This is a genomic window from Neptunicoccus cionae, from assembly GCF_002860325.1.
GTDB classification, from domain to species: domain Bacteria; phylum Pseudomonadota; class Alphaproteobacteria; order Rhodobacterales; family Rhodobacteraceae; genus Amylibacter; species Amylibacter lutimaris.
Genome location: NZ_PKOJ01000003.1, coordinates 239,461 through 260,010 on the forward strand (window position 1 = coordinate 239,461; position 20,550 = coordinate 260,010).

Genomic DNA, 20,550 nt, shown 5'->3' on the forward strand with positions numbered 1-20,550 from the left:
TGATTCCCGCATCCGGCAAGAACAAACAACAGGCAGAACCCCATGCAGTTTTCCAGTGTCCAAGACGTTAACGCACCGCTCGACTTCGTGTTTTCGCAGCTTTCCGATTTTGAAAGTTACGAATCCTATGCGATGCGAGTGGGTGCTGAAGTTAAACGCACGGATGAACTGACACAAAAAGGCGTGGGTATGAGCTGGAACATCCAAGGGGATTTCCGCGGAAAACACCGCAACTTTGAAATCGAACTGACCGAGTTCCGCCCCGACAACCTGTTGAAATTTATGGTGGCCGCTTCCGGTATCGAAGCCAATGTCACGATGGAAGCCATGGCCCTGACACGCAAGCAGTCGCGGATCAAAGCCACGACAGTCCTGAAGCCAAAAAGCATCTCGGCGCGGCTGATCCTGCAATCGGCGAAACTGGCCAAGAACAGCATGAACCGGAAATTCAATCACCGGTTCTGGACTTATGCCAACTACATCGAGAACAACTACAACGCTGCCCGAGGTTAGTCAGGTCTTTCTAGGTGTGGGGCTCACCGCGAGACCGGTCAGCCTCATAAACGCCGAGAATTTCCAGATGGGTGGTGAAATACTCCAACTCCTCCATCGCGCGGCGTACCGGTGCGTCGTCAGGATGCCCGACAATATCCGCATAAAACTGCGTCGCCGTAAAAGACCCGCCGATCATATAGCTTTCCAGCTTAACCATGTTCACGCCATTGGTCGCAAACCCGCCCATCGCTTTGTAGAGCGCGGCGGGAATGTTGCGGACCCGGAAAACGAAAGTCGTGATCAGTTCCTTGTCGGATTGTGGCGTGTTCACCGGTTCGGGTGACATCACCAGAAACCGCGTGGTGTTGTTCTGGTTGTCTTCGATGTGATGGGCCAGAACTTCCAGACCGTAAATTTCGCCCGCCAGATCCCCCGCCAGCGCCGCTTGTGTTTTATCGCCCTTCGCGGCGATTTCCTGTGCAGAACCGGCCGTATCCGCGCCCGTAACCGGCAGGAGACTGTGTTTTTTAAGGAACTTGCGACACTGGCCCAGCAAAACAGTGTGGCTCTTGGCGGATTTAACGTCTTCCAGCTTGGCACCGGGAACGCCCATCAGGTTAATATGCACCCGCTCGAAGTGTTCGCCGATGATATGCAGGCCGCTTTCAGGCAGAAGATAGTGGATATCTGCAACCCGCCCGTATGTGGAATTTTCCACTGGCAGCATGGCTATATCCGCTTCGCCCCTTTTGACCGTAGCGATTGCGCTTTCAAAGGTTTTACACGCAATGACTTCTGCATCCGGATAAACCGCCTGACAGGCCTGATGGGAGTAAGCCCCGAGTTCTCCTTGAAAGGCAATTTTGCCTGCTTTTTGTATCATTTTGCATTTGCTCCCTAAAAAGCGTAACTTTTCCGGCCAAAGGGCGTTTCGTCGCGGCTTGTACACCTTGCAACTGGTAAGGGGAAGGCGCTAGAACGAGCGCGGAAAAGAATGTGCGGGATTCCCGTCCCGCTCCTCAAGGTAGGTAGAACCATGGACACAATGGAAACAACCAAGATTGTGGGCGGCGCATGTGGTGCTTTGCTCGTCTTTCTTCTTTTAGGCTGGGCAGGCGAGACCATCTATCACGTTGGCGCAACAGGCCACGGTGATGAAGAGCACACATCGGGATACCCGATCGAAGTAGCGGAAGCCTCTGATTCGGGCAGCGATGAACCCGAAGTCTCTCTTGAAGAGCTGATGGCGGCTGCGGACGCGGGCAAAGGCGAAAAAGTCTTTTCCAAATGTAAAGCCTGCCACAAGGTCGAACCCGGTGCCAACGGCACAGGCCCGACCCTGCACGCGGTTGTTGACCGTCCAATCGGCGCAATCGACGGCTTCCAGTATTCCGACGCGATGGCTTCTTTTGGTGGCGACTGGACTGTGGAAAACCTCGATGGTTTCCTGACAAAACCTTCCGGCTTCATGAGCGGCACAAAGATGAGCTTTGCCGGTCTGAAAAAAGCGACCGACCGCGCAAACCTGATCGCCTATCTTCAGACGCTTCAGTAAGTTTTAGAAATTCCGGTATCAAAGGCCGCCCTTCGGGGTGGCCTTTTTTTGTGGCACCACAGCATCCGGCGGATTTTCGCACGGGTTTTATAACAATTTCACACAGTATCGCGCGTAGCTGTTTACCTGACAGGGATAATACCTATTTACTGTGGTAAAGCACGTTCACAAGTGCCCCACAGTGAGGTTGAAAAGATGGAAAAATCCCGAGAAGCGGCGCGTGCCGCAACCCAATCACAACGGATCACCAAGGCGGCACAGTTGATGTTCGCCAGTCTCGGATTTCTGACGCTTGCCCTTTGGGCGACGTTCACCTTGGCGCAGGATGACGGAGCACAGAAGATTATAAAATCCCACGGTATCTCTACCTTCGGAGAGCTTAAATATCCTGCCGACTTCTCTCACTGGGACTATGTTAACCCCGATGCACCGCAGGGCGGCACGATCTCGCTGCTGGGCACCGGCGCGTCCGGCACGTTTGACAGCCTCAATCCGTTTATCCTGAAAGGGGAACCGGCACAGGGGCTGGGCCTGATGTATGACAGCCTGCTTGTCGGTTCCGGCGACGAACCCGACAGCGCATATGGCTACGTGGCCGAAACGCTGGAATACCCAGAAGACCGCAGCTGGGTTATCTTCAACATGCGGCCCGAGGCACGGTTTTCAGACGGTGAACCGATCACCGCAGAAGACGTAGTCTTCTCTTACGAAATCCTGATGGAAAAAGGGCATCCGGTTTATCAGATCATCTACAAAGACATCGAAACAGTAGAGGCCCTGTCTACACATCGTGTGAAGTTTACCTTCCGCGAAGGCGCGAACACCCGTGATCTGCCAAGCGTGGCAGGCGGTCTGTCCATTCTAGCAAAACACTATTATGCCGACCGCGACTTCGGTGAGAGCACGATCGACGTGCCAGTGACTTCTGGCGGCTATACCGCAAAAGACATCAAACCGGGTAAATCCATCAGCTATTGCAAGAACCCCGATTACTGGGCCAAAGACCTGCCTCACAATCGTGGCACAGGCAATTTCGACTGCTACCGTTACGAATATTTCTCGGACCGCACTGTTGCATTTGAAGCCTTCAAAGCCGGCGCATTTCTGTTCCATGAAGAATTTTTCTCGAAAATCTGGGCCACAGGCTATGACTTCCCTGCGCTCGACAAAGGCTGGGTGATCCGCGAAAGCATCCCCGACAACCGGCCAAACGGAACACAAGGTTTATGGATCAACATGCGGAAGGACAAATTCTCTGATCCCCGTGTGCGTCAGGCCATCGGCATGGTGTTCAATTTCGAATGGTCCAATAAAACCCTGTTCTACGGGCTGTACGAGCGCACGGATTCCTTCTGGGAAAACTCCACCATGCAGGCCGAAGGCCCGCTGGAAGGGGCGGAACTGGCCCTGCTGGAACCCTTCCGCGACCAACTGCCCGAAAGCGTATTTACCGACCCGCCTTTCACCCCTGCCATTTCAAGGGCGGATCAGGCAGACCGCAAGGCCCTGCGCGCTGCAGGTAAACTGCTGGACGAAGCGGGCTGGAAAGTAGTCAACGGCAAGCGCACCAATGACAAGGGCGAGGTGCTTGCGCTGGAAATTCTCGATGACAGCCCCTCGTTCGAGCGGATCATCAACCCCTATGTGGAAAATCTCAAACGGCTTGGAATAGACGCGAGCTATTCCATGATCGACAAGGCACAATACCAGCAACGGCAGGAAGATTTCGACTTTGACATCATTCCGGGCCGTCTGGTGATGTCCCTGTCACCGGGCGAAGAACTGGCAACCACCTTTGGCACCGCAGGCGCCGAATCCCCGGGCAGTTCCAATTTCTCGGGTCTGTCTAATCCGGTGGTGGATGCGCTGATCGTGAAAGTTGCACAGGCCGAAAGCCGTGAAGATATGGAAACCGCCGTGCGGGCGCTGGACCGTGTATTGCGCAGCTTGCATATCTGGGTGCCCAATTGGTTCAAACCCGCCCACAACATCGCCTATTGGGATGTTTTCGGCCGTCCCGAAACAAAGCCCTTTTACGCCCGCGGTGTGATGGATACATGGTGGATGGACCAGCAGAAGCTGGAGAACCTCAAGGCACAGGGCGCATTACGTTAAATGGGCGCATATATCCTCAGACGACTTTTGTTGATGATCCCGACCCTGCTCGGGATCATGCTGATCAACTTTACGCTTATCCAGTTCGTGCCGGGTGGTCCGGTGGAACAGATCCTTGCGCAATTGTCCGAGGAAGGCTCTGCCACTGACCGGATCACCGGCGGCGGGGCCGAGGTGGCAACAGGTGGCGGCAATGACACCTATCAGGGTGCCCGTGGCTTGCCCGAAGATTTCATCAAGGAACTGGAAGCGCAGTTCGGTTTCGACAAACCACCGCTGGAACGCTTTGTGCAGATGATCAGCAATTACGCGCGGTTTGATTTTGGCGAAAGCTACTTCCGTTCGATCGAGGTGCTCGATCTGATCCTTGAAAAGATGCCGGTGTCCATCACGCTAGGGCTCTGGTCCACCTTGCTGGCCTATCTGATCTCGATCCCCCTTGGCATCCGCAAGGCGGTACGGGACGGTTCGCGCTTTGATACGTGGTCCTCGGGGATCATCATCGCGGCCTATGCCATCCCCAGCTTCCTGTTCGCCATTCTGCTGTTGGTGCTGTTTGCTGGCGGGTCCTACGTCCAGTGGTTCCCTCTGCGCGGTCTGACTTCGGACAACTTTGACCAGTTGGGATGGTACGCCAAGATCATGGATTACCTCTGGCATATCGTGCTGCCGGTGACCGCTTCAACCATCGGGGCCTTTGCAACGCTGACCCTGCTGACCAAGAACTCGTTTCTGGACGAGATCAACAAGCAATACGTCATGACGGCGCGGGCCAAAGGGCTGACCGAGCAAAAAGTCTTTTACGGCCATGTATTCCGCAACGCCATGCTGATCATCATCGCCGGTTTTCCCGGCGCGTTTATCGGCGTGTTCTTCGGGTCCTCTTTGATTATCGAGATCGTTTTCTCGCTCGACGGTCTGGGACGGCTCGGGTTCGAGGCTGCACTGAACCGCGACTATCCGGTCTTCTTTGGCACACTTTACATCTTCGGCCTGATGGGACTGATCGTCGGGCTGATTTCCGACCTGATGTATGTGGTCGTGGACCCGCGCATTGATTTCGAGAGCCGCAACACATGATGTTCAAGTCCTCTATCGCACAGCGCCGTATCGCCAATTTCCGCGCCAACCGCCGCGCCGTCTGGTCTGCTTGGATTTTCGGCGTGGTGTTTTTCATCTGTCTGTTCGCCGAACTGGTGGCAAACGACAAACCGCTGCTGGTGTCATATCACGGCGAATTGTACACCCCCGCTTTTCAGTTCTACCCCGAAACTACATTCGGCGGGGATTATGAAACCGAAGCGGATTACCTTGATCCCGTGGTCCCCTGCCTGATCCGCAGCGGCGGGCTGGATATCTGTTTCGACACCCCCGAGGAAACGTTCGAAGACGCCGCCGACGGTGTGGTAAACGGCGAACAGATTGACAAAGGCTGGCTGGTTTGGGCACCCATCCGGTACAGCTTTAACACCATCAACTATGATGTGGACACCGCACCTTCTGCACCGGATGCACGCCACTGGCTTGGCACGGACGATCAAACTCGCGATGTACTGGCACGGGTGATCTATGGTTTCCGCATTTCGACAGTGTTTGCGCTGATTGTGGTTGTTGTATCTTCGGCGATCGGCATCGCGGCAGGGGCTGTGATGGGATATTTCGGCGGCTGGGTCGATCTGATTTTCCAACGGATACTGGAGATCTGGTCCTCGACCCCGATGCTCTATGTCATCATCATCCTGTCGGCCATGTTCACGATGAATTTCGTCATCCTGACCGGATTGATCATCCTGTTTTCGTGGATGGGGCTGGTGGGACTGGTGCGTGCCGAATTCCTGCGGGCGCGGAATTTTGAATATGTACGTGCTGCCCGTGCGCTGGGAGTAACGGACTGGAAAATCATGTTCCGCCACCTGCTGCCGAACGCGATGGTGGCCACGCTGACCTTCCTGCCGTTTCAGGTGACAGGGGCCATCGGCGCGCTGACCGGACTCGATTTCCTCGGCTTTGGCCTGCCGCCCACCTATCCCTCGCTCGGGGAACTGGCGCTACAAGCCAAGAACAACCTGCAAGCGCCGTGGCTGGCCTTCTCTGCCTTCGCCAGCATCTCTATCATGCTGTCCCTTCTGGTGTTCATCTTTGAAGGTGTGCGCGACGCATTTGACCCACGAAAGACGTTTAAATGAAAGAAGTCCTGAACGTCCAAAACCTGTCCATCGCCTTTGGCACCAACACACCTGCCGTGCAAGATGTCAGCTTTACCGTACACGCGGGTGAAACCGTTGCCCTTGTGGGCGAAAGCGGCTCCGGCAAATCCGTCACCGCATTGTCGAGCGTCAAACTTCTCCCCGCCAGCGCGAGGGTCACAGGTTCGGTCAAATACCGCGGCACAGAAATGATCGATGCGGATGAACCGACCCTGCGCCGTGTGCGGGGCAACGACATCAGCTTTATATTCCAAGAGCCGATGACCTCTCTCAACCCGCTGCACACAATCGAAAAACAACTTTCCGAAAGCCTTGCGCTGCATCAGGGGCTGACGGGCAAAGCCGCGCAGGAACGGATACTCGACCTGCTGAACAAGGTTGGTATCCGCAATCCGGAGAGCCGCCTGAACGACTATCCCCACACCCTGTCAGGCGGTCAGCGCCAGCGGGTGATGATCGCAATGGCGCTGGCCAACGGGCCGGACCTTTTGATCGCGGACGAACCGACAACCGCGCTGGATGTGACCATTCAGGCCCAGATCCTGACCCTGCTGGCGGATGTGCAAAAGGCCGAAGGAATGGGGATGCTGTTCATCACCCACGACCTGACCATCGTGCGCAAGATTGCGGACAGGGTCTGTGTGATGCAGCACGGTAAAATCGTCGAAAGCGGGCCGACGGCTGAAATCTTTGGCAATCCGCAACACGAATACACAAAAACCCTGCTGGCCGCCGAACCCACTGGCACCCCTGATCCGGTGCCCGGGGACGCCCCCGAAATCCTGTCCACCGAACATTTTCGCGTCTGGTTTCCCGTCAAACGGGGGCTGATGCGTCGCGTGGTGGATCACGTAAAAGCCGTGAATGACGCCAGCCTGTCGATCCGCGCGGGTGAAACCCTTGGCGTGGTTGGCGAAAGTGGTTCGGGCAAGACCACCCTTGCACTTGGCCTGATGCGGCTGATTTCGTCCGAAGGTCCGGTGATTTTTCTGGGTAAAGACATACAAGGCCTGAAGAACAAGGCCCTGCAACCGATCCGCCGCGACATGCAGATGGTGTTTCAGGATCCCTACGGCTCGCTCTCGCCCCGTATGACCGTGGAACAGATCGTGGCCGAAGGGCTGGGCGTGCATGGCTCGACCCGTGGGATGGATACGCGGCAGATGGTAAAAGACATCATGGTTGAGGTCGGACTCGACCCTGCCACCATAGACCGCTACCCGCACGAGTTTTCCGGCGGCCAGCGCCAGCGTATCGCCATTGCCCGCGCCATGATCCTCAAGCCCCGTCTGGTGGTGCTGGACGAACCGACGTCCGCGCTCGACATGACGGTGCAGGTGCAGATCGTGAACCTGCTGCGGGACCTGCAACAGAAATACCAACTGGCCTTCCTGTTCATCAGCCACGACCTAAAGGTCGTGCGCGCGCTCAGCCACAAGGTTCTGGTCATGCGGCAAGGCGACATCGTGGAATCGGGCACCGGACAGCAAATCTTCGACGCGCCGAAAACCGATTACGCCAAAGCCCTGATCGCTGCCGCCTTCAATGTCGAGACTGTGGATATCCCCGTTGAGTAAGGCATTGAAACCGGCAGTCGAAAGAAAAATAAAATAACCCGACAAACCCTGCAAATTGTCCCTTGCATTCCCCCTGCCCCACCGCTAAACCGCCCCTCACGGACCGATAGCTCAGCTGGATAGAGTACCTGACTACGAATCAGGGGGTCGGGGGTTCGAATCCTCCTCGGTCCGCCACTTCCCCCTCGTATCATTGATATCATTAGATTTAACAGTCGCGTGTCGAACCTGTCATCCGGAGTTCGCCAGTCTCTGAACCTGTTTCCACCTTGAATAGTCAACCACTCCCTGTTTTTCTGTCAGAAAAATTTGAGGAAAACTTCTTGGTCAAAATTTTCAGAGATGAGCGCGCACCCGGCTCTTATTTTCGAACGGCAATCACCCTTCTTCTTGTCACCGTAATAGTTTCTATCGGGGGTGTCCGGCTGGCAGCGGCCCAGGATGAGTCTCTTTTGGTGAAAAACAAAAGAGAAATTTTTGAGAACATTGAAGCTTGTGAAGGCTATAAGCTGTTTTTGGAATTAAAGCCTGTATGGCGTTTGAACATCACTGAATGTCACCCGGTAGCTCAATTGATAATCAAGAACGGTAACAAGCCGAACCTTGTTTTTGTCGATGCTTTGATCGAAAAAACACCACCAGCTTCACTATTGGGAGCAATGGTTTTAACGCTTGATGCAGTCAGGCACGGTGACGTCATTACTTCTTTTCTGAATTCTGAAATAGCCGGTAGAAGAATGGCGATGGGGATGGGTCAATCAGCTGATATTGAACGTGCCACGCTCTATTCCCATTTGCTATACGGAATCCAGTTGTTTGCGGCACAGGCTGCCTGTGAGGAAAGGTTTAATTGTGGAGAATTGCAGAACTTTGCCCGGATCACGGAGATGTTCGGCAGTGAATTTGAATTTCTTGACCCCGTAGCTCCACAATTTGCACTTTTATGTTTATTGAAAACGGATGGGTATGTGGTCCCGTTACGGACCGTTTTGGCCAGCCCTAGATTCCGAGATTGCATTTCTAAATGGAAGCTTTAGAGCATCGTCGCTTTCAAAATAGCTTCCGCCGCTATGGCCTACTTTTACCCTCCACGACACCTTCATGAGCCAACGCGATAACGAGAGTTACTTGCGATCCGTTACTAAATAATTAACACTACCTTAGGTATTGAAAACCAATTGCAGGAAATAAGCAATGGTCCGCAAAAAATATTTTAAGAACAAAAATTTATTTACGTTTTTGGGAAATTCGGGATCGCCTCTTCCCTTCTCTCTAGGGGGCGCTGCCCTTCTTCTCATTACTGTAATGTTTTCTATCGGCGCTGTCCGGCTGGCAGCGGCCCAGGATGAGTCTCTATTGGTGCAAAACGACAGAGACATTTCTGAATACATTGAAGCTTGTGATAGCTATAAGCTGTTTTTAGAATTGAAGCCTGTAGATGAGGCCAACATCGAAACATGTCACCCGTTCAATCAGGCGATCATTGAGCTCGGTGAGCTGCCAACATCTGAGTTTTTAAATATTCTTAAAGAAAATATTGATCCGGTCACATCATTTGGGGCAACGGTTTTAACGCTTGATGTAGTCAGCCGCGGTAACGCCGTTTCTGTTTTTGCGCAATCCGAAATAGCTGGTAGAAAAGAGGCGATGAGGATGGGCGGATCAGGTGATATTGAACGTGCCACGCTATATTCTCATCTTCTATTCGGGATCCAGTTGCAATCGTTTCAACAGCTCTGTGAGGAGAGGTTTAATTGTGGAGAATTACAGAACTTTGCTCGGATCTCAGAGATGTTCGGCAGTGAATTTGGATTTCTAGACCCCGTAGCTCCCCAATCTGCACTTTTATGTTTAGTGAAAACGGATGGATATGTGGTCCCGTTACGGACCGTTTTGGCCAGCCCCAGATTTCGAGACTGTATTTCGAAATAGGATTTTAAGGAATGAACCTTCCAAAAGAGGATCTTGACTGGAACTAGTGAAAAGCCTCTCCACCGCAGGCGAAGACCCATGTTTCCATCATCCCGACAGCCTTCGGAAAACCGGAGCCGCCAAAAGTACCTCTGCTGATTTATACGGGGCCGTGCCCGTCAAAATCACGGATCTATCTGGACCTTGAAGGCGACAAATCCGGCGGCGCCCGGTGGGTAACTTCCCGAACAGTCCCAGCGTAGCGGGCCGGTGTAACCGCTGACATTGGTTGCTGGCACGGTGAGCGCACAACTTATACTTGACCCGAGAGAGACTGGTGTGGAGACAGGCTCGGAGAGCGAAGTATAAGCGGGCGTGCGGTCAAAGATGATGACATCCGTAGCTGCAGAAGGGCTGACGTTTTCCACGTAAATCCTGTAAGCAAGAACATCCCCCACCCCGCCGCTGTTCACTGTGCCTTCCGGCGTGTTCTCGGTCTCGTTGCGGACCGTTTTGCGCAAGGAAATAAGACCGGCGCCAGCCCCGGAGGTAATCCGGTCCGTATTGATGGCAACCTCGACCAGCGGGGTGTTCACCAAAGCGGTCCGTGCCTCCAGATCATAGACAAATGATCCTCCGGGGCCGACGCCGGCACCTGCCGAGACACGGGACACAAGGCATATACGATCTCCTTCGACCACTGCAATGGCACCGGTCAAAGCGGTGTCGGGGATGCCATCACAATCGGGATCAAGAAATATGCCTGCGCTATAGCCGTTGGCAGGTGTCTGCGAGTTGTCGCCGTAGGCAAAGGTGACATCTCCTGTTGTTGTTGCGAAATATTCATGGGCCAGATTCGTGACCTGACCGGCGGCGATATTGTCTGTTCGGTCTTCGGTCAGTCGGGGTGCCTCGATCACGCCGAAATCAAGCCCCGCGTAATCCGTGTCCGCCGAAGGGGTGAATGTGTAGGTTCCATCACGGGTGCTGGCATCTACCAGTGTCGGCAGACCGGATTTGGTTTCCGAGACCGGTATCCAGCCGGTCTCAGGCGTGACAGTCAGGGTCAGGGGCCCGGAATAACTATCGTCCATTGCATAAGACCATGTGCCATCAGCCTGGATCTTTGGCTGGGCAATAGTGTCGCCACTGTCGTTAAGAATGCTCAGGACAGAAGCGGGTGCGCCAGCCTCGGTGCCGTTTGACACACCGTCATGGGCCGTCCCACTGCCGCTGCCATTGTCGCCAAACACGCGCCCTGACAAACTCGGCCCGCCAGATTTCAGCTTGATTTCATAGCGGTCCTCATCGTCATCCGCGATGCCGTCCGACAGGTCGTCGGTTTTCGCGCCGACGTTAACGTCACTGTCACTGTCAGGCAGCGAAGAGCGGATGATTTCAACTTCGTTGACATGCGTGCCGGTTTCCAGCACCCGCACCTGAATGGTCAGGGTTTCCACAGCCCCCGAAAGAATTTCATCCACGAACCAAACCCCGGTGGAGGGATCAAAATAATCTCCGGTGGCGGGTGCGTCATCGCTCAGATACTCGAACCCATCGGGCAGCTTTTCGATAACTGTCACATTGGAAGGCGAGCCGGGACCGGAGTTGTTGACCGAGATCACCCAGTCGATCAAATCACCGGCGACGGCTTCTGTAATGACGGTATTGGTGTTCGCCTTATAGGCCACTTTGGTTATGGACAGGTCGCTTTCACCCGGATCGAACCCGAAGTTTTGATCCTGTGTCGTAGCATTGGGCACCACTGCTACAGACACCAAAGGGTTAGACGTGCCGATAGTTGAACCTGCTGGCAGATCGGTATCGGTTTCGTCCACTTCTATCCGGTAGGTGGATCCGCCGGAAAGGTTGCCGATGGTGTAAGTCCCGTCCGCCAAAGTCTCTACCGTGCGTATGAAACTGTCATCTGTCAGGTCATTCGGTGTGCCGCGGTCGTCATAAATCGATACGGAAACGCCACCGCCAAGGTTGATCTCGGCTCCGTCCTTTTCGTCCGAACCATCCTGATCCACGTAGATATTCCCGGACACGCTGCCAAAAGGTATGACGGAAGGCCCCCGACAGGAAGCGCCGTCATTTCTGCCGCCTTCCTCATTCGAGCTTGTTGCAATCAGTTGGGCAATGCCGGTGATCGTATCCACGAGGAAAAGTTGGTTGGTGTCGTCATCATAGACATAAAACAACCCGTTTTCATCGAACCAGGCTGCGCCGTAAGATCCGCCATAAGTCGCCGGCCCGAAGAAAGTGACCTGTTCCGTCCCGACACTGGCCGCACCGTTATTGGCAGAGAATTTGAAAACCTGACCGGTATTCCCATCAATCCCGTAGAGGAAACCGTCCAGTTCGTTATAGGCGATATCTTCGGTTTGGAGTTGGTCACTGGTGCGCAGTTCCCCCCCGCTGGTAGCCGAAGTGGCCACCGTCAGATCAAGGAGCTGGAACACATCCCTGTCGCTTTGATAAACCATGATCCCGTTGGGCAGGACATCGCCCGCAGTCTGGCCTTTTTCCACGCCACCTGTCGGGTCCGGAAGCCGTGTAAACGCCCCTGCCCCGTCAACGCGCCACAGTCTGCGCTCTCCTTTAGGTACGCCGTAGATATATCCGTCGAGTTCGTTATATCCCCAGCTTCCCTCAAGGTTCTGCCCCGCAGCACCGATGTCTTGAAGGTTAAGCGAATACCCCGTTGGCGTCGCCGAGAAATTCAACCGTTTCAGGGTCGAGTCACCAGAGGCAATCTGATAGAGGCCGGCGTCGCAAACGAGAGGGGGGCTATCGCCGGAAAGCGTCAGGCCATAATCCTCGACCTCGCCGTCCAGAGCGAGTTGCACCACACCGGCTGTTGTGGACCAGCGGAACCGGGCAAACGTCGGAAGCTGGCTGGCGCTGGCCGGCACGTTGACATCAAAGACAATAACGCCGTTCACCAGCCCGTCCTTATCCCCTGCAGACCCGTCCTGCAGGTTGGAAGCAATCATGTCGACCTCGTCAAAGCTCCCGTCTGAATCAAAGTCGATCCATGCTTGGAGATAGGCGATCGGGCCGAGCCCTGCTGTCACTTCGTTCACGGTCACCGAAATTTCACCGGTCGCGCCTACATATAACTGGGGTAACACAACGCCGTCTTCATCGTCGCTTCCGTCAAGATCATCGCCGGTAGCATCAGGGCTGGCTTGTGAAACGGCCTCCGGATCGGGGGCGATGGCACCAAGGTACGTCCCTGCCACCCCTGCGTCCGCAATAATGTGCTGCGGGTCGCCATAAGACGCTGGCGCATCGCCGCGGTCTACGATCGGGGCTGCTGCGATGGTAACTGCATAATCCTCGATCTCTCCGTCTGCGGCAAAGCCGGTCGGGGATAGAGATTGTGAAGAGGACCAGCGAAAGCGGGCAAAAGTCTGATCGAGCACTGCATCACCGGGCACGACAATTTCGATATCGATCCTGCCGTCATTGGCAAATTGGTCGCTTCCCGTACCATCGTCCTGCAAATCCAGCACAATCTGTTCGGCAGTACCGCTTTCAAACACGTTGTTGCCGTTGTAATCAATCCAGCCTTGCAGATAGCCGCTTGTTCCGGTGACTGTTGCCGTCAGTGTAGATGTTAGACCCTGCGTAAGTGGCGGGATGGACACGCCATCGTCGTCGTCACTATCCGCGTTTGCCGCATTGCCCGGCGCGGCATCTCCGGTGATGACACTGCCAAGCAATACTTCGTCGCTGTCGCGCAAGTTGTGGACCGCATCCCCAAGAACCGAAGGCGCATCGGAATATTCCAGACAGGTCAGAATGTCCGAGACTTCCATACTGCCCGGCGGCGAAAAACCCGGCGCACTGAATTGCAGTGGCTTGTGTTCAATAACCAGCGTATCAATCGGCTGACTGAAGCCCACGGTAACCGCACGGGACGCCCCTGACCCCAATGCGTTCTGCCGCTCACCCGTAACAGAACCGTCGTTATTGGCGACCCGTGTCATTGCGAAAGAACCCGTGCCATCGGCCATAGACGGAGACACCCGCGTGCCGCCGAGTAGCCCATAGACTGTGGCGGATTCATTCTGGTTCAGATCCGCGATATAGACGTAGATACCATTCAAAGGCGTTGCAAAAGCGGTGCGCAGTTCAACATATCGCGCTGTCAGCATCGGGTTACCGCCAGTGCCCGGATAAAGCGTGTTGGTTGTGCCGATCGTTGCAGAGGTCAGTGCGGGGGAAATATCAGTTGTGGTAACGGTGCCGCTGATGCCGTGATTGGTAAAGGCAGTGGTCGCACCTACAGTCAGCGGGGCGTCATTTGCCCAGTCTACAATCGGCGTCCGTGTCCCGGAACAACCGGGCATCTCTTCTGTCGGGGCAGGAGAAACTGCGACGGAAACACTCCCCGTTGCAGGCCCGCCCTGATCGCTCGACAAAGCGGTGTCTGCGGTCACGGTGTCACCGCCAACCGCAGAGAGTTTTACATCAAATTCGATCACACCGGAGCCAAGACCCTCAAGGCTCGACATTGTATTGAAAGAGAACGTGCCGCCGGACGGGTTGCTTACAAGGCGGATATCCTCGCCGCTGATCACTTCGAAATTGGATGTGCCCGTCGTTTGGGAAGGCAAGGTCACAGACAGAACGGCGTTTGTCATCGCGGACAATGAGGTATTGGCATAGCCGACACGGTAGCGAACCGTGGCGGCGGGGGGGATATCTCCGCCGGTGTAGGTTGTGCCATTCACTTCGCTGATGCTAATGCCCACAGCGAGATCATCTCCGGAGGGAATGGCATAGACGGAAGACCCCGCTACCCAATAGCGCCAGGGATTGTCATTGCCGGCTGCACCGCCCTGCGCACTATCGCCACCGTGGCCTTCGGCGTTGATAGGCGACAAGGACTCAACATCCGTAATCCGCAGACGCAACGAGGCGTAAAACACTTCGCCCTGCGCGATACCGCCAAAGGCAAAGCGCACAGCATTTGTTCCGGCAGGAAGCTGCGTTGCATCCGAAGCGTTGAGGCTGAACCCGGTAGCAGAGGCGTCAGTACACACGAATTCGGAGTTCACATCGGCATTGTTGGTTTCCGGATAAACCGATCCAGCGCTGACCGCCGGACCTTCCTGTCCGACAATCAGTGGATCATCGGCTTTACAACTTCCCGGGTACTGGATACGCTGCCATGGTCCGGTGGTGCCGTAACGGTCCCAATCCGAACCTGAATCCGGCCCTGCAACCGGACTACCCGCGCGAAAGGGCGTGGCACCGCGCCCGCCGGTAATTGAGGTTTCTTCAGACGGGCTGAACCCGTTGGAATCAATGGTGCCACCTGAACCAAAAGCATTGATCTGCACCGCGTCCCATTTGTTGTGAACCCGCGCTGTACCGGAACCGCCAACCGAAGACCAGGGAGTGCCGTTGGTCGGGTTTACCAGATAGCCGTTTGTCAAATCGGCGACCAGTGATCCGTTTGCAAACAGCGCTGTATCGGCGCGGGTGGAATAGAAGACGCCCGTATCCCCATAGATATAGGCGAGTCCGGCATTACAATCTTCAGTCGTGGCAGCGAATCCCGCCAACAGACATTCCGTGTTGGATTCCGGGTTCCAGCCGTTGGCCGACACATCGAAAACCAGTTGGCCCTTTGGCCCCCAACCTTTTGAAATACCGCTGCCCGTTGTTGCCTGCGCCGGTCGTGCGGGGAGTTCGTTACCGGCTGCATCCGTGATAAACGCACCTACCACCTCGGTGCCTTCGGGGACATACATGGTGGCGTACCCTCCCGGACCGTCTTGGGTTCCGGCTACGATCGTTGGGAAACTGGAGTAAACCTGAACGATATCCCCGTTCTGAACAGCCGGTTCGCCGGCAAGGACTCGGGCCTTGATTTCGGATCTTGTGTCCGGTGTCAGATCAATGACACCCGTTCCCAGCCAAGCACCATGGGCCAAAGCAATCACAGTCAGGCCAAGCCAAACAAGAATTGAAGCAACCAACCGGTGCGCTGCGACAGCTTTCATACAGACAAAAAAGCACTTCATGATCTATTCTTCCCCGCAAAATATAGCCACACCGCTTCCGTGCAGTTGTCCCTGAACCAACTCAAGCCGAAACAGGAAGGCGGATCTGGACGCCATTTATCCCGTTTCGCTGCGCAGCAGTCTTTTGATACGGACAGCAAATCTGCGCGGTCCGTTTGCTTTCAGTCTTCTCAAATTCGTTATCGTTCATCGCACAGACAGCGGAGCTTCTATGCAAACCGCTTTGGTATGACCCTTTAGTATCTGAACATTCACCTTTTGAATTCTTGCAGAAGAATAGAAGGCGCTCTCTTTTGGATAGAAACTCTGCGCTAGAGGGGGATTTTGCGGCGTTCTTGCCTGACAAAAGCAAATAGCTCCGGCCTCACTGGAATGTGGCCGGAGCTGCTATGTAGATATGTAACTCAGGTGGTTATCGCCTGCTATCCCTGCCAGATAGCGCAACAGAAGTGCTGTAAAACCGTCGAACGGACTCTTCCCGACTGGGCTAGCACATTCCTGATATGGTCAGCAGAAGTCAGCGATGCCGGAACATGTATGAGGAGGCGCGCTAACTTCAGCCTGTAACGCCCGCGTTTGCGCGGCCTTAATTACGTTCCTTTTCGTAACTGTCATTAATCCGTCCTCCCCTGAATTTACTGCCCTTTCGGGCCTAGCGTCTCTCGGCCATACGCAAGCCTTTGGCGATCCAGCCTCGCGTTTCCGCAGGGTCGATCACCGCGTCGATTTCATGGGTCGAGGCCACATTCATCGCCCCACCCCGCGCGTAAAGTTCATCCACCAATCGGGTATACAAAGCTTCACGCGCGGCGGGATCTGTCTCGGCCTCCAGCTCTTTGCGATAGCCAAGCTGGATCGCGCCCTCCAAGCCCATCGGCCCGAATTCCCCCGTCGGCCAAGAGATCGAAAAGGCCGGTTCCCCAAGGCTCCCTGCCGCCATTGCCTGCGCCCCGATGCCATAGGCTTTGCGCAGGCAAACAAAGAACATCGGCGCGTTTAGGTTGGCGCCCGCCGTGATCAGTTCACAGGCCGCAGCGACTGCGCCTTCCTCTTCGCTGTCCGGTCCAACCATGAAGCCCGGCGTGTCACAAAGCGACAAAACTGGCAGGTCGAATTTGGCGCAGAGGTTCAGGAATCGTGCCCCTTTGGACGAAGCCGCCGCGTCGAGCGCCCCGCCCAGATGTTGCGGATTATTGGCGATCACCCCCATCGGACGCCCCTCAATCCGCACGAACCCTGTCACCATGCCGGCCGCATGTTGTGCGCCCAGTTCAAGGAAACTGTCCTTGTCCACCAGCCCTTCGATCAGGGGGCGGATCAGATAGGATTTCTTGCGGTTTTCGGGGATAGCGTGGCGCAACATCCGCTGGTCCGCGGCCTCCCAATCAGCCAGATCCCCTTGGAAATAGGACAGAACCTGACGGGTCGCGGCAATCGCGGCTTTATCGTCTTCGGTCAGAATATCCAGCAGTCCGTTTTGCGCGTGCATGGGCGCGGGGCCGATCTCCTTGGGATGGAAACTGCCGATCCCACCCGCTTCGATCATGGCAGGACCAGCCAACCCGATCCAACTGTTTCGGGTGGCGATCCGGATGTCCCCCGCCCCGAAAATCGCCGCGTTACCGGCAAAACAGAACCCCGAGTTGACCGTAATCCGCGGCCCCCAGCCCTTAAGACGTGCAAATTCCGCAAAGGTCGTGACCTTCAGGCCCGACTGGATGGTTTGGGCAAAATCATCGTCATTGGGTCGACCGCCGCCCCCTTCGGTGAAAAACACAGACGCAAGACCCTGTTCATGGGCGACTTCGATCATCCGGTCGGTTTTCAGGTGCCCGAAATAGCCCTGTGTCCCCGCCATCACGGTGGAGTCATAGGCCAGCAAGGCCACCTGTGAACGCCAGCTGGGGAAACGATCCGCATTCATCGCTCCTACGCCCGTGACGATCCCGTCCGCCGGAGACACGTCGATCAGGGTTTCCAACCCCAGCTTGCGGCGCTGACCTGCAAGAACGAGCTGCCCGTATTCATGAAAATCGCCGCCAGCGCACAGGCCGCTGATGATCTCGCGGGTGGTGCGCTGGCCGCGATCCCGCCGCCGCGCAACCGCACGAGGGCGGTTTTCATCCAGCGTCCGCGCAAGACGGCCTTGCAGTGCTGAAAGATCGTCGCGGATATGATCGGGATCAACGGCGCTGTCCTGTGCGCTGATTTCCGCAAGCGTGTCGTCCCGCGTAAAGGCCAGCACCGGCGTACCGGCGGAAACGGTCTGCCCTTCGGAGACAAAAATCTCGGCCACGATCCCGCCAGCCTCGGCCACGACCACATGCTGCATTTTCATCGCCTCGATCACGGCGACTTCCTGTCCTTTGGCGATCTGGTCGCCCACCGCCACAAGCACCTGCTGGATCATCGCCTGCATCGGCGCACGAAGCGCCTCGGTCCCTTGGGGGAGTTGCACCTCTTCCTCCGCTGCTAGGGTTTCGGCTTCAAAGAACCGGTCCGCCCCGCCGCTATCGGCCAACAGCGCGGGCATCTGCGCATCCAGCGTGCGAACATCTACCGCCCAGTCTGCCATCACCGGCAGACGCAAAAGGGACCGCAGGAAGGCGATGTTTGTGTCGATGCCGCTGATCTGGTACTCTGACAAGGCGCGTTCTGCCTTGGCAAACAACCGCCCCAAATCGCCGGACTTTTCATGCACCACCAGTTTCGCGAGCAGGGAGTCAAAATTCGGATTGGTGCTGTACCCCGCATAGGCGTATCCGTCGACCCGCACTCCCGGACCGCTGGGCAGAGCATATGCGTTCAGCCGCCCGCCTGTTGGTGTGAACACCCCGTCCTGATCCAGTGTTTCCGTATTGATACGGGTCTGCAGACTGTAGCCCACAGGCGCTGCGGGAGGCTGATCCAGCCCTATTTCCGCAAGCGTTGCCCCCGAGGCCAGCGCAAGCTGGATTTCCACCAGATCCTGTCCGGTGGTCTCTTCGGTGATCGTGTGTTCCACCTGAATACGCGGATTGGTTTCGATGAAGTAAAAGGCGCCGCTTTCCTCTACCAGAAACTCTACCGTGCCCAACCCGCGATAATCGCAGGCCCGCCCGATCGCCACAGCCGCCTCTAATAGTGCTCTGCGGGTGGCTTCTGACAAATTCGGCGCGGGGGCGAGTTCGATGATCTTCTGATGCCGCCGCTGCACCGAGCAATCCCGCTCCCACAGGTGGGTCACATTACGGCCATCGCCAATGATCTGCACCTCAATGTGGCGCACGGACGGCAGGAAGCGTTCTGCATAAAGCGTGCCATCGCCAAAGGCTGCGGCGGCTTCGGTGCCGGCCTGATTGAAGGCGGTCTCGATCTCTGCTGCGGATTGCACGATGCGCATTCCGCGCCCGCCGCCACCATTCACCGCCTTGATCATCAGCGGTGCTGCACCCTGTTCTTCAAAGAAGGCTTTCACCGCGTCCACATTGTCCAGCGGACCGGACCCGCGCAAAACCGGAACGCTTGCGCTTTCAGCCAAAGCACGAGCCGAGACCTTGTCTCCCTGACGGCGGAGTGTCTCTGCATCCGGCCCGACAAAGATGATACCTGCCTTGGCACAGGCATCTGCGAAATCGGCACGCTCGCTCAACAGGCCGTACCCCGGATGTACCGCATCACAGCCGGCTTCTTTCGCAATTTCGATCAGTGCCGCAATGTCGAGATACCCCGCCACGCCCGCCTTTGGCAGCACGCGCACCGCGTCCATATGTTTGGTGTGCAGAGACGTAGCGTCATCCGGCGTGTGAACCGCCACAGTTTGCAGGCCCAAGGCCGCGGCGGTGCGTGCAACACGAATGGCAATCTCTCCGCGATTCGCAATCAGCAACTTTTCGATCATGTACAAAATCCCTTTTAACCAAACTGAACTGACTTCCTGGCAATTTGATAACCGAGGGTCACTGAACTTTCCAAAGTTTAGGTATCAGCCCTTTGGAAAGTCAACTAACTACAATTCGCTCTATTGACCCCGAAACGGCGGTTAACGATACTCTCGCGATGACAGAACTCTCCGGTTTTCCGACCCGCAAACAGCTCCGAGATTTAAAGCGCCGTGAAATCGTGCGTTGCGCCACCGTAAAGTTCGGCACCGAGGGCTATGAGAACGTTACTCTTGAAGCAATCGCGACCGAACTGGGTGTCACCAAAGCGGCGCTTTATAACTATTGCAGCAGCAAGAATGACCTGCTGATGCAGTGCTATGAACTCGGGATGGACCGGCTTGTGGACGCGGTCGAAACCGCCATGGCAGGCACAGGCAGTGCGGCAGAACGGCTGGCCGCCGGACTGAAGGCTTATATCGTCACCATGTTGCGTCCGGACATGCAATACCTGTGGAGCTATACCCGCCCGATGGTCACTTCCGGCGACAAGCGCAGCGTGCTGGACAGCCGTGACAAACTGGATGTTATGTTTCGCAACATGCTGAACGCCGGAATATCGGACGGTTCTCTGCGTGCCGATCTAGACCCGAAACTTGCCAGTCTGGTTATTCTTGGCGCGGCAAACTGGGTCGGGATCTGGTATCGCAAAGGGGGCGGGAAATCCCCGAGCGAGATCGGCGCAGAAGTTACGGGTGAAGCCCTGCGCGGGTATCTCGCCTGATT

At 55.8% G+C, this 20,550-nt stretch carries 12 protein-coding genes and 1 tRNA gene; 10 read left to right on the forward strand and 3 right to left on the reverse strand.

Going from position 1 to position 20,550, the window contains the following annotated elements:
* The first annotated feature begins 42 nt into the window (after window positions 1–42).
* Window positions 43–513, forward strand: coding sequence for a hypothetical protein (locus C0U40_RS10040; protein WP_101655641.1), 471 nt, complete (start codon window positions 43–45; stop codon window positions 511–513).
* Between the two features lie 10 nt (window positions 514–523).
* On the opposite strand, the gene C0U40_RS10045 is transcribed toward C0U40_RS10040, so the two are convergent.
* Window positions 524–1,378 carry a prephenate dehydratase gene (locus C0U40_RS10045; RefSeq protein ID WP_101655642.1) on the reverse strand — a complete coding sequence of 285 codons (855 nt, stop codon included), beginning with the start codon at window positions 1,376–1,378 and terminating at the stop codon, window positions 524–526.
* Between the two features lie 153 nt (window positions 1,379–1,531).
* Between C0U40_RS10045 and C0U40_RS10050 the strand changes: the two genes are divergently transcribed.
* The 8 genes from C0U40_RS10050 to C0U40_RS10085 all read left to right on the forward strand — a co-directional run bounded on the left by C0U40_RS10050 (window position 1,532) and on the right by C0U40_RS10085 (window position 9,881).
* Complete coding sequence (locus C0U40_RS10050) at window positions 1,532–2,050, forward strand: c-type cytochrome (protein WP_101655643.1); 519 nt, start codon at window positions 1,532–1,534, stop codon at window positions 2,048–2,050.
* 195 nt (window positions 2,051–2,245) lie between these two features.
* Window positions 2,246–4,165 (forward strand): extracellular solute-binding protein, encoded by a 1,920-nt coding sequence (locus tag C0U40_RS10055; RefSeq protein ID WP_101655644.1) that lies wholly within the window; start codon window positions 2,246–2,248, stop codon window positions 4,163–4,165.
* A complete protein-coding gene (locus C0U40_RS10060) occupies window positions 4,166–5,245 on the forward strand; it encodes a microcin C ABC transporter permease YejB (protein ID WP_101655645.1) in 1,080 nt (359 codons plus the stop codon).
* Entirely contained in the window at window positions 5,242–6,351 is a 1,110-nt protein-coding gene (locus tag C0U40_RS10065) for an ABC transporter permease (protein WP_435673791.1), read from the forward strand. Before C0U40_RS10060 ends, C0U40_RS10065 begins: the two co-directional genes overlap by 4 nt.
* Entirely contained in the window at window positions 6,348–7,949 is a 1,602-nt protein-coding gene (locus C0U40_RS10070) for an ABC transporter ATP-binding protein (protein ID WP_101655646.1), read from the forward strand. Before C0U40_RS10065 ends, C0U40_RS10070 begins: the two co-directional genes overlap by 4 nt.
* Before the next feature lie 100 nt (window positions 7,950–8,049).
* A tRNA-Arg gene (locus C0U40_RS10075) sits at window positions 8,050–8,126 on the forward strand.
* A gap of 146 nt (window positions 8,127–8,272) precedes the next feature.
* Complete coding sequence (locus tag C0U40_RS10080) at window positions 8,273–8,986, forward strand: hypothetical protein (RefSeq protein ID WP_101655647.1); 714 nt, start codon at window positions 8,273–8,275, stop codon at window positions 8,984–8,986.
* Window positions 8,987–9,143: 157 nt separating this feature from the next.
* Window positions 9,144–9,881 carry a hypothetical protein gene (locus C0U40_RS10085; protein WP_101655648.1) on the forward strand — a complete coding sequence of 246 codons (738 nt, stop codon included), beginning with the start codon at window positions 9,144–9,146 and terminating at the stop codon, window positions 9,879–9,881.
* Window positions 9,882–10,045: 164 nt separating this feature from the next.
* Here C0U40_RS10085 and C0U40_RS10090 read toward each other — a convergent pair whose 3' ends face one another.
* Together C0U40_RS10090 and C0U40_RS10095 are read right to left on the reverse strand one after the other, a co-directional pair.
* On the reverse strand, window positions 10,046–15,904 hold the full coding sequence (locus C0U40_RS10090; protein WP_101655649.1) for a DUF11 domain-containing protein: 5,859 nt from the start codon (window positions 15,902–15,904) through the stop codon (window positions 10,046–10,048).
* 652 nt (window positions 15,905–16,556) lie between these two features.
* A complete protein-coding gene (locus tag C0U40_RS10095) occupies window positions 16,557–19,784 on the reverse strand; it encodes a carboxyl transferase domain-containing protein (protein WP_101655650.1) in 3,228 nt (1,075 codons plus the stop codon).
* 92 nt (window positions 19,785–19,876) lie between these two features.
* On the opposite strand from C0U40_RS10095, the gene C0U40_RS10100 reads away from it, so the two are divergent.
* The gene (locus C0U40_RS10100) at window positions 19,877–20,548 is read left to right on the forward strand and encodes a TetR/AcrR family transcriptional regulator (RefSeq protein WP_145991924.1); all 672 of its coding nucleotides are present in this window, start codon (window positions 19,877–19,879) and stop codon (window positions 20,546–20,548) included.
* Window positions 20,549–20,550: the final 2 nt, after the last annotated feature.